Annotated in this window: 10 protein-coding genes; 6 read left to right on the top strand and 4 right to left on the bottom strand. The window is 70.2% G+C overall.

The annotated features are described in order from the left end of the window. Positions 1 to 88: 88 nt before the first annotated feature. The 6 genes from KME66_RS02695 (at position 89) to KME66_RS02670 (ending at position 6,975) form a co-directional block, all read left to right on the top strand. Positions 89 to 1,381, top strand: coding sequence for a hydroxyacid-oxoacid transhydrogenase (locus KME66_RS02695; RefSeq protein ID WP_253208216.1), 1,293 nt, complete (start codon positions 89 to 91; stop codon positions 1,379 to 1,381). Positions 1,382 to 1,449: 68 nt separating this feature from the next. Next, positions 1,450 to 2,907, top strand: a complete 1,458-nt coding sequence (locus KME66_RS02690; RefSeq protein ID WP_253208215.1) for an aldehyde dehydrogenase family protein — start codon at positions 1,450 to 1,452, stop codon at positions 2,905 to 2,907. Positions 2,908 to 3,077: 170 nt separating this feature from the next. Next, positions 3,078 to 3,491, top strand: coding sequence for a helix-turn-helix transcriptional regulator (locus tag KME66_RS02685; protein WP_216318492.1), 414 nt, complete (start codon positions 3,078 to 3,080; stop codon positions 3,489 to 3,491). Positions 3,492 to 3,595: 104 nt separating this feature from the next. Beyond that, the gene (locus KME66_RS02680; RefSeq protein ID WP_216318489.1) at positions 3,596 to 4,570 is read left to right on the top strand and encodes a GlxA family transcriptional regulator; all 975 of its coding nucleotides are present in this window, start codon (positions 3,596 to 3,598) and stop codon (positions 4,568 to 4,570) included. A gap of 27 nt (positions 4,571 to 4,597) precedes the next feature. After that, complete coding sequence (locus tag KME66_RS02675; protein ID WP_216318486.1) at positions 4,598 to 5,647, top strand: aspartate-semialdehyde dehydrogenase; 1,050 nt, start codon at positions 4,598 to 4,600, stop codon at positions 5,645 to 5,647. 53 nt (positions 5,648 to 5,700) lie between these two features. Further along, entirely contained in the window at positions 5,701 to 6,975 is a 1,275-nt protein-coding gene (locus KME66_RS02670) for a hypothetical protein (protein WP_216318483.1), read from the top strand. A gap of 147 nt (positions 6,976 to 7,122) precedes the next feature. Here KME66_RS02670 and KME66_RS02665 read toward each other — a convergent pair whose 3' ends face one another. From KME66_RS02665 to KME66_RS02645, 4 genes are all read right to left on the bottom strand, one after another. Next, positions 7,123 to 7,659 carry a hypothetical protein gene (locus KME66_RS02665; protein WP_216318480.1) on the bottom strand — a complete coding sequence of 179 codons (537 nt, stop codon included), beginning with the start codon at positions 7,657 to 7,659 and terminating at the stop codon, positions 7,123 to 7,125. Between the two features lie 644 nt (positions 7,660 to 8,303). Then, a complete protein-coding gene (locus tag KME66_RS33785; protein ID WP_253208214.1) occupies positions 8,304 to 10,589 on the bottom strand; it encodes a M15 family metallopeptidase in 2,286 nt (761 codons plus the stop codon). Beyond that, the gene (locus tag KME66_RS02650) at positions 10,586 to 12,058 is read right to left on the bottom strand and encodes an NUDIX domain-containing protein (protein ID WP_216318477.1); all 1,473 of its coding nucleotides are present in this window, start codon (positions 12,056 to 12,058) and stop codon (positions 10,586 to 10,588) included. The genes KME66_RS33785 and KME66_RS02650 overlap by 4 nt, the downstream gene beginning before the upstream one ends. A 64-nt stretch (positions 12,059 to 12,122) precedes the next feature. Beyond that, on the bottom strand, positions 12,123 to 13,259 hold the full coding sequence (locus KME66_RS02645) for an NUDIX hydrolase (RefSeq protein ID WP_216318475.1): 1,137 nt from the start codon (positions 13,257 to 13,259) through the stop codon (positions 12,123 to 12,125). Positions 13,260 to 13,332: the final 73 nt, after the last annotated feature.

Genomic DNA, 13,332 nt, shown 5'->3' with positions numbered 1-13,332 from the left:
CACCAGGTGCCGTTCGCCGTTCTGTGTCTCGACTGGATATCTACACCAAGTGAACGAAGGCGGGGGTCGGACTGTGGAGCCATTCTGGTTGAGCGGAAATGCGCCGGAGCAGGAACGCATCATCAACTGGCAGGCTCCCCCTCTCAAGTTCGGCGTCGGTGCCACCCGCGAGATCGGCTACGAACTGCGCAGGGTGGGAGTCACGACAGTGCTGCTGGTCACCGACCCCGTGCTGGCTGCCCTCGGACTGCCCGCGCGGGTCGCCAAGAGCATCGAGCAGGAAGGCATATCGGTCGTCACGTTCGACCGTGTCCATGTCGAACCCACCGACGAGAGCTGCGCCGAGGCGGCCCGTGCACTGGCGGGGCTTCAGGTCGACGGCTACGTCGGCCTCGGCGGCGGAAGCTCCATCGACACGGCCAAGATGCTGAACCTGCTGCTCAGCTATCCCGGCCGCCCCGTACGCGACTACCTCAACGCGCCGATCGGCGCCGGAGCCGCCGTTCCCGGCCCCCTCAAGCCGCTGATAGCAGTGCCCACGACGGCGGGCAGCGGCAGCGAGTGCACCGCCATGGTCGCTCTCGGCGTCACGGACCTGCGGGTGAAGACCGGGATCAGCGACCTGCGGCTGCTGCCCACCCTGGCCCTGGTCGACCCGGCGAACACACTCACCCTGCCGGCCGCGGTCACCGCATCGTCCGGCTACGACGTCCTCACCCACGCCTGCGAGTCCTACACCGCACGCCTCTACGACCGTCGCCCGCCGTACGCAGCGCCCGGCGACCGGCCGCTGTACATCGGCGCCAACCCGATCAGCGATATCTGGGCCGAGCAGGCGCTGGACTTGGTGGGCCGCTACCTCAGGCGCGCGGTGCTCAACCCCGACGACCTGGAGGCCCGTACGGGAATGAGCCGGGCAGCCGGCTTCGCCGGCATGGGGTTCGGCAACGCCGGGACGCACATCCCGCACGCCTGCGCCTACCCCGTCGCCGGGCTCGTCCGGGACTATCACCCCCCGGGGTATCGAGTCGACCACGCGATGATCCCGCATGGCGCCGCGGTCGTCTCCACGGCGGCCGCCGCCTTCGAGTTCACCTACGCCACGTCCCCCGAGCGCCATCTGCGTGCCGCCGAACTGCTCGGCGCGAACCTGGCCGGAGTCACCACGGCCAACGGTGCGGACGTGCTCCCCGCAGCATTGGCGAGCATCGTCGCCGACACCGGAGGGCCGGCCGGGCTGAAGGACTTCGGCTACGGCAGCAAGGACGTGCCGCACCTCGTCGAGGGCGCACTCAAGCAGCAGCGGCTGCTGGTGTGCTGTCCGCGCGACGTTGCCGCACGTGACCTGGAGCGGGTCATCGCCGCCTCCATGGCCGGCTGACGACACGCCGCCACCCTCCGGTCCCTTCACACCTCCGTCCCTCCGCCCCCGACGATCTGGATGCACCCGTGAGTGAAGCAGAGTTGCCGAGACACGCGGCCGTCATCGCGGGGAAGAGCGTGGCCACCGGTGACTGGATCGACGTCATCGATCCGTCGAACGCCCGTCCCGTCGCCAGGGTCGCCCGCTGCGGTTCCACCGAGGTCCATGCCGCCGTGGAGGCGGCCCGCCACACCCATGAGACGGTCTGGCGCTTCACCGAACCTCCGGAGCGCTCCCGGCTCTGCCGCCGCATCGCGGACGCTCTGCGCGAGGAGCGCGAGCAGCTGGCACGCCTGGAGACCCTGGACACCGGAAAGCCGATCAGCCAAGCGCGCACGGACGCCGACGTCGCCGCCCGCTACTTCGAGTTCTACGCCAACGCCCTCGAAGCACTCGGTGGCGAAACGATCCAGCAGCGCCCGGACCGACTGGCCTTCACCCTGCGCGAACCGTACGGCGTCTGCGCCCACATCATCCCCTGGAACTATCCCCTCCAGATCGCCGCCAGGACTCTGGCCCCCGCCATCGCCGCGGGAAACTGCTGCGTCCTGAAGCCTGCGGAGGACGCGCCCCTCACCTCCCTCTTGCTGGCCGCCCTCGCGGAGCGCGCCTCACTCCCCGCCGGAGTCCTGAACGTCGTGCCCGGCTACGGGGAGGAGGCTGGGGCGGCGCTCGCCGCCCACCCCGGTATCGACCGGATCTCCTTCACCGGGTCGCGAAAGGTCGGCGAACTCGTCATGGGCGCCGCCGCCCGTACGATTGTGCCTGTCACCCTGGAGCTCGGCGGGAAGTCGGCCCAGCTGGTGCTTCCGGACTTCGACGCGGGGCGCGCGGTGCCGCAGCTCGTGGATGCCATCACCGAGCACGCTGGTCAGAACTGCTCCGCAGGTAGCCGGCTGCTCGTCCACCGGTCCGTTCACGACCACCTGGTGGCCGCCCTCGCCGAACGATTCGCCGCGCTGCGCATCGGCCCGGGGGCCGACGACCCCGACATGGGACCGCTGATCTCCGCGAGACAGCGCGCGCGTGTCCTGGGCTACCTGGCGGAGGGGGCCAGGGACGCCGAGGTTGTCGTCGGCGGCGGAGTGCCAGAAGGGGCGGGGTGGGCCGAGGGCTTCTACGTGGAACCCACCATCCTCGACGGGGTCACCCCGCAGCACCGCGCCTTCAACGAAGAGATCTTCGGACCGGTCCTGTGCGTTACGCCCTTCGACACGCTGGATGAGGCCGTCGTCCTCGCCGAGCACACCACGTACGGACTCGCCGCCGGGATCTGGACGTCCGACGTGACCGCCGCCCACTGGCTCGCCCAACGGCTCAGGGTGGGACAGGTGTTCGTGAACGACTACAGCGCGGCCGGAGGGGTCGAATTGCCGTTCGGCGGCTACCGGCGCTCGGGGATAGGAGTGGAGAAGGGGCTGGAGGGACTGCGCGAGTACACGCGCTGCAAGACGGTGGCCATGCGCTCCGGCCCTCCCGCCTGACCTGGTACCGGATCGCCCCGCTCAGGCTCTGCGGCCCTGCGGGCGCGCCGTACCTGCTGAGAACGCGTTCAGGCCGATGGAGACCAGTGGAGGGGGATCATTCCATGTCACGTGTTGCGCGAGTGCCCGCGGCGGAGTCGAGGGCTGGAGGGTGCTGCGGCCTATGCGGGGTGCCGAAAGAACCCATAGCTGCCCTGGCCCAGGTCGTCGCCAGCGTGCACAAAGCTCTGGCCGAGGCACAGGACGCGCTCGAGGCCCAAGAACACCTCATTCAAAACCTGCGGGCGGCTGCGGCATCGACCCCTTCCGCAGAGAACCTCGCCGCACGCTCCGCGCTCGACCTCCTGACGGACCGCGAGCGTCAGATTCTCGTGCTCATATCGCAGGGCAATTCGAATCGGAGTGTTGCCAAAGCGCTGGGAATCTCCGAGAAGACCGTGAAGAACCACCTGTCCGCCCTCTTTATGAAGGCCGGCGTGTCCGATCGTACACAGGCCGTGGTCCTGGGCATCCGCTGCGGAATCGTCTCCCTCGATTCTCCTGCCTCCGATGATGCGTCACGGCCGCCGAGTGACACCGAATGACGCTCCACCGACTCAAGTCCGTGCTTCGAGTATGAACACCGATCCGGCCAAGGAAAAGTCCGAGGGCTGTCAGAACACCACGCATTACTGCCACAGTGGGTGCCATGTTGAAGAACGTAGTCGCGGTCCTGCTGGAGGACGTCCATCCATTCGAACTCGGTGTCATATGCGAGGTCTTCGGAATCGACCGTCAGGAGGAGGGCCTGCCCGCCTACGACTTCGCGCTGGTTGCCGCAGAGTCTTCGTCGGTGCGCGCGGTGCCCGGATTCACGATCAGCACACCCCATGGCCTCGACCGGATGGCAGAAGCCGATCTGATCGCCATCCCGGTCGGGGACGACTTCCACACCAGGGACTTCCCCCCAGCCCTCCTGGAGGGCCTGCGCCAGGCGGTCGACCACGGAGCCCGGGTCGTCAGCGTCTGCGTCGGCGCCTTCGTCCTCGGCGCCGCCGGACTGCTGGACGGACGCCGCTGCACCACCCACTGGCGATATGCCGACGCGCTCGCCGAACGCTATCCGCGAGCCAAGGTCGAAGCGAGCGTGCTCTACGTCGACGAGGACCCCATCCTCACCTCGGCCGGCACATCCGCCGGTATCGATGCCTGTCTCCACCTGGTGCGCAAGCTCCAGGGCAGCGACGTCGCCAACGCCATCGCCCGGCGCATGGTGGTTCCCCCGCACCGGGAGGGCGGTCAGGCCCAGTACATCGAGCGGCCCGTCGCCCAGTACGGGGAAGACGGCGTGCGTGAGGTGCTCGTCTGGGCCGAAGAACACCTGGACCAGGAGATCAGCGTCGAGCATCTGTCGATGCGTGCCTGCATGTCACCGCGGACCTTCGCCCGGCGCTTTCGCGCGGAGACGGGGACCACTCCCTACCGATGGCTGCTGGCCCAGCGGGTGCTCAGCGCCCAGCGGCTGCTGGAGAACACCGACGAGACCATGGAGACCATCGCTGCCCGCACGGGTTTCGCCAACGCGGCGGCCCTGCGGTACCAGTTCCTACGCTCCCTCAACACCACCCCCAACGCCTATCGCCGCGCCTTTCGCGGCCGATTGACCGACACGCCCACGCGTTGAGCCCCATCGGGCAACAGGAGGACATACATGCTGCGTATCGCGATAGTCGGCGCCACCGGAGCGGTGGGCCGGGAGTGCCTGGCCCTGCTCGACGGGGGCATCGTGCCGGTGGAGAAAGTGGTGCCCGTCGGATCGGCACGCAGCAGGGGCCGCGACCTGCGCGCCGAACTGGGCCTGTCACTCCCCGTCGCTGAAGTGGTGACTCTGGACGAACTGGACCCCGACGGGCTGGACGTCGCGATCTTTTCAGCCGGCGCCGAGATCAGTGCCCGCGAGGCGGAACGCCTCGCGGCGGCCGGGGTTCTCGTGGTGGACAACAGCTCCGCCTTTCGGATGCGTCCCGACGTCCCTCTCGTCGTCCCGCAGGTCAACCCCGGCCTTCTCGACACCAGGCCGGGGCCCAACATCGTCGCCAACCCCAACTGCTCCACCATCCAGCTCGTCCGCGTCCTGAGCCCGCTGCACAGACTGGCAGGGCTGGAGGACGTCGTGGTGGCCACCTACCAGGCGGCCTCGGGAGGAGGTGTGCACGGGCTGCGGGAGCTGACACGGCAGTCCGAGGCCATCCTGGAGGACCCGAAGGCCCAGGGCGCCCCCGGAGGCAGGTTCGGGCAACCGTTGGCATTCAACCTCGTCCCCGAGATCGGCCTCCAGGACGACACCGGACTCACCCACGAGGAGCGCAAGCTCGTCCGCGAGCCGCGCAAGATCCTTGGCCTGCCCGGCCTGCGGCTGAGAGCAACTGCCGTGCGCGTGCCGGTCTTCGACTGCCACTCCGAGGCGGTGCACGTACGGCTGCGCGAGCCGGTCACGCCCGCAGCCCTGGAGAAGGCCCTGGCCGCGACGGACGGGCTGCGCGTCTACCCCAGGTCACAGAGCCCCTCCTACCCCATGCCACGCACCGTCTTCGCCACCGCGGAGGACCGTGCACTGGTCCATGTCGGGCGCATACGTGTCGAACCCGAGGACGACCGTGCGGCCGCGCTCTGGGTGGTCGCCGACAACCTCTGGGTGGGAGCCGCGCTCAACGCCCTCCAGATCGTCGAGCTCGCCACCGGGAACGGCTGGCTCGGATGACGACTCGCCGGGCGGCTCACGACACACCGGAGGACGCCACGCCGGGGAAACGCGTGGAACACCGCCGATCCTCCGGGCCCGGGGCGCGGCACGGCCATCCGGTCGACGGCCCGCCGATCGTCCTGAAATTCGGCGGCTCTGCCTTCTCCGAACTGGAGGGCTTTCACCGCGTCGCCCAGTACGCGGCGCGCCGCCTGGCCGAGGAACGGCGCCCCCTCGTCCTCGTCGTGAGCGCCATGTCCGGTACGACAGGCCGCCTTCAGCAGACCCTGGACGCCCTCGTCGACGACCCGCCCGCGGACACCGCCGCGATGCTCCTGACCACCGGAGAAACGGTCAGTGTCGCGCTGCTCGCCGCCGCTCTGAACGCTGAGGGGGTACCTGCCCAGCCGCTCCAGGCGGCCGGTACCGGTTTCGTCGCGGAGGGCCCGTCCGACCGCGCGTGCCTGGTCGCGGCGAGTGCCGAACCCTTGACCGCAGCCCTCGCCGACTGCCCGGTGGTGGTGGTTCCCGGCGGCCAAGCCGTCGATGCGGCCGGCCGCACAGTCATGCTGGGCCGCAACAGCTCCGACCTCTCGGCGGTGGCGGCCGCCGCCGCGCTCGGCGCGGAGACCTGCGAACTGTTCTCCGACGTCCCCGGTGTGTGCACCGCCGACCCGTATCTGGTCCCGGCGGCCCGCGTGCTGGACCGGATCGACTACGAGAGCCTGCGCCGGATGTCGCGATACGGTGCCAAGGTTGTCCATGAGTCGGCCGTCGACTGGGCGGAGCGAGGGGGCGTTCGGTTGCTCTGCCGTCCCTTTCCGTGGAGCGAGTCCGCCGGCGAGGGGACCGAGGTGTGCACGGGTCCCGGAGCGGCGGCGGTCGTCGTCCTCCAGAACAGCGACGTCTGGTGCTTTCCCTCCGCGCACCAGCGCGGGGCGGCGGCGGAGCAACTGCGCGCCGAGGGACTGGTGGTCACGGAGTTCGACACGGCGGGCACGGCCTGCTTGACGGTACCGGCCGGAGCACGTGGATCGACCGATCACCTGCGGACCGCGCACCGCATGGACGGCATCTGCCTGATCACCGCTCTGGGCTGGGACTCCGGCGCCGAACACAGCGTGGTGCCGCGGGCGGAGGCAGCGGAGGAGGCCCGGCGGTGCCACGCGGAGTTGTATCCGCGGACTGGGGGAGACGCTCCTCGGGAAGCCGCGACACCGGTGTTCAAGGCCCGCTCGGCGCACAGCGATGTCCTGGTCGGAATACGGCGCCGGGAACCCCAACACCCCGATGCGAGAGGAGAGCAGGAAACAGGGGCAGACGGGGAGAACGTCTGCCCGCAGTGAGCTCGTGCTGCACCGACCCATCAGTGGGCCGGCGGACGGGGACGCCCCCGTCGACGTTCGCCACGTACATGGGCGCAACCGCAGGCTGCCACGCATGGTGTGAAGCGACCGTCAGCACCTGGCTCGCGGGTGAGGATGCCGGCGTGGTCATCCCTGGGCGGCGGCGCGTAGTTGTGCGACGGTCATGGTCTTCGCAGGAGCGGGCATGGTGAAGGCGAACCCCTTGCCGTACGAGTCGTACCTGGTGGTGCTCGCCCGTCCGGCGCGTGTGGACTCCACCAGGATCAGCCGGAGCCGGCCGTCCTCCAGGAAGTAGACGTCCTGGGTGCTGCCGGTGGGCGTCTCGAAGGCCGACGCCTGTCGGCCGTTGACGCGGCGGTCCTTGTCCGGAGCGGCCTGAACCATGTCGGGGATCCGGTAGTACATGTCACAGTCCCCGGCCTCACTGGTGACGAAGGCGTCCTTGAGGCGGTCGGGAACCTCGATGAGCTGCCCGCGCTGGGCCAGCGCGGCGGCGAAGAGCGGCGTGCTCGTGTAGGAGGTTCCGTCCTTGCAGTACACGTCTCCGGACATGCTGCCGGTGACCCGCATGTGGAGGCCGTGGTCCGGATCCCACCAGGTCTCCTGGGTGGCGCCCGGGAAGGCCGTGGTCGTACCCGACGCATGGAAGGACTGCTGTCGCATCTTTCTGTTCGTAGCACCGATCCGCACGTCCGGCGTCGGCTCCGGCTGCCCGTACTCGCCGCCCGCCCCACCGTCGAATGCCCCGCCTCCCGTGGGTTCCAGGTCCGTCGGCCGATGGTTTTCCTGCCCGGCGCACCCCGTGAGTACCGTGACCGCAGCCGCGATGAGTATCAGAGGAATGCGGTGTGTACTGCGCATGAAGGGAATCTCCAGGTCTTCATCAGGCCGCGGCGGAACAGCGGGCTCCCAGGGCCGGCAACGGCCGTGTCGGAGTGCCATCGCGGAGCCCCAGCATGTCATCCCCCGTTCGGCTGAGCGGTGATGGCCCTCGGCGCTCTCGGTACTTCGGCATCCCAGCACCAGACACCCGTCGAACACGTAGCCGTGGTGGGCAGCGAGCCAGGAGGGCGGGGCGGAAGGACATGCACTCACCCCGGGCAGGGGCAGCAACCTGACACGGCGGCCGGTGACGTCGCCGAGGACTTCTGCTCCCGGCCCGATGCCGTCCCAGGGCGTTCCGCCGAGCGGGTCGGGGAGGGGCGGGGAGCATGCGCGGTCGAGCTGTCCGCGGCCGTAGATCTGCCAGGCCCGGGTGTTGGTGTCCTCGGCGCGCACGGTTGCCTCCTGGACGGGGGTGCTGGGGGTCAGGAGTGTGCGATCAGGTAGGCGGGACCCTCGCCGCGCCGGGCTCGTTCGACGGCGTCGAGTCGGGCGAAGGCAAGCGGAGGCATCAGTTCCTTCCAGGTGGCGAGATCGTGGACGGCCCACATGTCGTGCTCGGCCGGGTCGAGGCGGATCTGGTCGAGCTGGTCGGCGGTCAGCTGCCCTCCGTCGAAGATGAACCCCACCTTGTTCAGCGGCAGGCTGGGCCCCGCGTGCAGGAAGTGCGTCAGGAGGAGCGCCGGCGAGCCCGGGCCGAGTCCGAGGCAAGTTTCCTCGACCGCCTCGCGGCGGGCGGTCTCCAGGGGATCCTCACCCGGGGCGTCGAGGTTGCCGCCGGGGAGCTGCCACGGTCTCGGCCCGTAGACCGAGCGGAGCTGGACCGGCCGGTCGTGCTCGTCGCGGATGTAGAGGCATCCGTACACCGTGTGGTGGGGGACGGTCCGCGCGTACGCCTCGGCCGTCATCGGCATGGGGCGGCCGGGCCGTGCGGCGCGGTGGTCGTAGGCGAACGCGAGTACGCCGAGGGCCTCCTTGTCCGGCGGGTAGATGCCGCGGAGGCAGGCGAGCAGCTCGCCGGGCCGCGCGTCCGGGTCGATGCGCGTGGTGTCCTCCGAACGGAGCAGGTCTTCGAAGGAGGGGTACGAGGTGATCCGCTGCACGGCGACGTCGAGTTCCCGCCCGGTCTCCCGGTCGTGGAAGACGACCGTGTCGCCGATGCTGATGGCGCGCCTGCTCGACGTGGCCACCCTGACTTCGATCGTCTTGCGACCGGCTTCCACCTGCCGGTAGGACCGCGCGATCAGGTGCATGTGGTGCTCGGGCGGAACGTCTCCGGCCGATGGGCTCGGGACGGCTGGGATCGCCTGCTGGGTGTGGTCTGGCATGCATGCCTCCGTTCGGGGCTGTGCGTCCGTCGTGGTCGGGGTGTCCGCGGAGCGGTGGCCGGTCTTCCGCGCCTCGGGGCGGAACAGGGCCCGATGAAGTGGACGGGTTCCGGCCGCAGGCCAGGGCAGTTCGATCGGTCCGTAGCGCGCGTACGGCGCCTGTCGCATCAGAGCGTCGTACCGGTCCGCTGCCGAGAAGTGCCAGAACTCGGTCCCGCAGTTCGTAAAACCCGCGCTGTCCATGGCGTCGAGCAGCAGGGTGCGGTGGTGGCGCGCCTGGTCGCCGAGGTCAGGGGCGTGGGTGAAGCAGGCCCCGTCGCTCTCCTCGGGGGAGGCGTTGACGCGGGAGCCGAGGTCGAGTTCGTGGCCGTCCTGGGCGACGAGGGTCACGTCCACGGCCGCGCCCGCGGAGTGCGGCGCGATCTCCGGCGGCGAGACGTACCGGCTGGCGGCCTCGTGCAACTGCTCCGGAGTCCAGTCAGGCTGGGCGGCGGCCAACTCGTCGCGGTAAGCGGTGAAGTAGCGCCGCTGCAGGGCCGGCGGCCGGTAGCCCTCGATGAACAGCAGATCGGTGCCGGCGGGAAGGAGTGAACGGGCGTGCACCAGCCGGGCGAGGACGCCTTCCCGGACGTGGGCGAACGCGCCCTGCGGGTCTTGTTTGCGGGGGTCGACGCGGACGTCGTGCTCGCGTACGTCGACGAGGGGTTCTCCGCACTCGCGCACCGGGATCGCCGCGACGCGCGGATCGGACATCAACACCAGGTTCATCGCGTCTCCCTGTGATGGATCGGCCTGAGGCGGTGGGGCTGCGGCAGCGGTCGGATCGGTTTCGCGCACGATCCGGGCGACGGTGTCCCGCAGTGAGCTGTCGGCCGGGATCACGGTCTCCAGCCCGCCGGGCAGAAGGTCCAACGTGCGGTACCAGGAGGTGAGGTGGGTGTCGGTGACCTGCTCCAGGTACGCGGAGTCGGCCTTCGAGGCGTGCCGGGCCAGCGTCACCTCCAGTGGCACGTCCAGGTAGTAGCAGGCCGAGACGCCGCGGTGGTCGCGTACCAGGGACGTGATCATGTGGCTGTAGCGGTCGGCGTACAGGATTCCTTCGAGTACGACGTGGAAGCCGGCGTCCAGTGCATGACGGGCGATCCTGCCGAGCAGGGCGATGTTGGCGCCGCCTGTGGTGTCGTGTTCGCGCAGCACGTTCCGGCGGATCACGTCCTGGCCGACGATGGCGACGCCGCGGCCGTAGTGGTCCCGTAGGCCCCGGGCCACGCTGGTCTTGCCCGACGCCGAGTTCCCGCGGATCACTACGAGGCGGGTGTCGGGTCGTCCGGCGGCCGTGGCAGCGGGCACGTGGCTGGGCGTGCCGGTCGGTGTGGCGGTCATGCGGGCCAGCCCATTTCGCTGTACAGCTCGCCGTTCTGGATCTTTGCGATGGCCATTCGGGTGTAGGGGACGAGATTGTGGGGAAGGGCGGTGGGGTCCCAGAATCGCCACTCAGTGCACTTGTCCGGCTCGCGCAGTTCCGGCTCGCCGCGCCAGGCGTGGGCGCGGAAGAACAGGCCCATACGGGGCGGGTTCCGCGGCCTGCCGATGTGGTGGACGACGTGGACGAGCTCGACATCCTGGCGCTCGATGTGCAGCCCGGCCTCTTCCCGGGCCTCCCTGATCAGGCAGGCGATGGCGTTCTCCTGTTCGCAGTGGCCGGCCAGCACGTGCCATGCAGAGGGCGCGAACGGAGCGCTGGGGTGGCGTAGCCCGAGCAGCACTGTCCCGTCGGGCTTCTCCAGGTAGAGGTGGACGCCGATGATGTTGGGGACCGTGCCGCACGGGGCAGCGGGACCTTCTTCCTCGGACTCGGGCTTGCTCCGCGGCGCCGGAAGGCAGGCGGCATGGCGCTGCACGAGGTCGCTGGTGGTGTCCGCGATGCGCAGGCGGTGGAGGTCCGAGGGAGGAAACCAGGCGAGCATCACTCCTTCGGTCAGGTGGAGTTCGCGTGGGTCGCCGTTCCAGCAACCGGCGTGGACGGCGATGGGTACGGTCGCGCCGGTGTCGTCGGTGGCGCGCTCGGTGCCGAACGGTGTGAGGTCGGCGAGGTCGAGGCCGGCCTCCTCGGCGAGTTCGCGCCGCACGGTGTGTTCCAGGGTGGAGTCCTGGGGCTCTCGGCCGCCGCCCAGCAGGGACCACACGCCCGGCTCCCGGATCTGGCCGGGGAAGTAGTCGCGCAGGTGGAGCAGGTACTCGCCGCGGTCGTTGTAGATCAGGGCGGAGGCGTTGGCTGCCTCCGGTTCGACCTGGAGCGGGAGTTTCAGCAGCTTCTCACGCAGGGCCGGTGAGGGCACCCGGTCCACGGTTCGCCACTCGATGCCGCTGATCTCCTTCTGCGGCACCACGGGTTCCTCTTCCGCCGCGTGCAGCCGGAAGAGGAACCGGAGCCCGATTTGCTGGTGCCCGGGTTCGCCCTCGCCGGTGTGGGGGTCGATGTCGTGGATGTCGATGTCCAGCGGCACCGTCTCGTAGCCCGGCCACGGCGTGAGGGCCTGGGGCGGGATCCCGGTCTCCTCGTGCAGCTGCCGCAGCGCGGCCACTGTCAGGGAGTCGTCGGTGGTTTCGGCGTGGCCTCCTGGGACGAGGACCTTCCCGCCGGACAGGTGCCGCACGTGCAGGACGCGGCCGAGCTGGTCGACGACGATCGCGCCGCAGGTGACGTGTCCGGTGACGATCGAGCGGCTGGCGATGTCCTCGCCAGTCCGGTCGAGGGCGTTCAGGAAGACACCGAGCTGCTCGCGCTCGTGCGGGTGGCGTGCGAGGTAGGCATCGACGGTTGTGCGGATGTGGTGGTGCGACAACGGCATGGCGGCTACCTCAGGGTCGTGGAGCGGTAGGAGGAGAGGAGACGGGGTCGGGTTCGGGTTCGGGTCAGCTCAGTCGCATTCCCTCCACGGGGATCTCCTCGATAGCGGCTGGGGATGGCGTGGGCAGGCCCCAGCGTTCCTGTGCCGTGCTCGCTGCGAGCCGGGCCTGCCGGGCGCCGGGCGGGCCCCAGCCCAGCAGGGCGGCTGCCTGGGCGGGCGCGGCGAGCAGGCGGACGAAGCAGTGTCCGGCGGCAGGGGCGACGGCCGCCGGCCCGATGGCGGTAACGCGCGCGGCCAGACTGAGCCGGGCATTGCGCCCCACCCCGCCGCAGACCTCGCCGGTCTCATCCAGCACCCAGCCCAGCCGCACCGGATCGGTCAGGGCGAGCTGGGCTTCCTCGGCGGCTTCGCGGCGCAGGGCCTGCTCGGGCCTCGCATCGCTGCTTTCCACCGTTCCGCCGGGCAGCATCGGCAGCGCTCCCCGCGGGCCGGGGTCGGCGACCAGGACGACGCGGCCGTCGGGCATGAAGCACCACGACCAGGCTTGCCGCACGGGCAGCCGGTCGGGGACGGGGTCGCGGTTCAGAGGGCTGTCCCACAGAGGTCGGTAGCGGACGTGGACGTTGTGCCGGTCCAAGGCCGGGACGTCGAGGATGTGCCGGCCGTCGGCGAGGTGGGCGGTGGCGGTGTGGCCGAGCCGGGCGCGGTAGGCGGCGAGCATGATCTGCGCATCCACCGGGCGCAGCCGCTGCACGGCGTCGCGAGTCTCCAGGAAGGCGTACTCGGACAGCTCCTCCCTCGGCAGGCGGATCGCCCGCACCTGGTCGGGGTTGAGAGTGCCCGCGTCGAAGACGAACCGGACCTCACCGGGGCAGGTCGTGCTGGTCTGAAGGCCGGAGTGGCGCGGGGAGAGGGAGTGGACGGCGAGCACGGCCGACAGGGACAGGGCGAGGCCGAGTTCCTCGGAGACCTCGCGCAGGCAGGTGACGTGCGGGTGCTCGCCGGGTTCGACGACACCTCCAGGCAGCAGCCACGTGCCGTCCGTGCGATAGGTGGGGTGGACGAGCAGGATTCGGCCGACCTCGTCGGTGATGACCGCAGCTGCGCCGAGCCACGCAGCGTGCCGGGCGGCGGCGTACTGCGCTGCGGGCGGAGCAGCAGCCGTTGCGATGTGGTCCGAAGGGGGGAGGGGAGATGGCACAGGTCCCTGCCTTTCACGACGGGTACGAGTGACGGTGCAGCCTGTGAGGGCGAGTTGATGGGAGCAGGGAGCG

Source organism: Streptomyces sp. YPW6 (genome assembly GCF_018866325.1).
GTDB lineage: Bacteria > Actinomycetota > Actinomycetes > Streptomycetales > Streptomycetaceae > Streptomyces.
The sequence above is the reverse complement of the archived record's forward strand: the minus strand, read 5'-3'. Positions and strand labels throughout refer to the sequence as shown.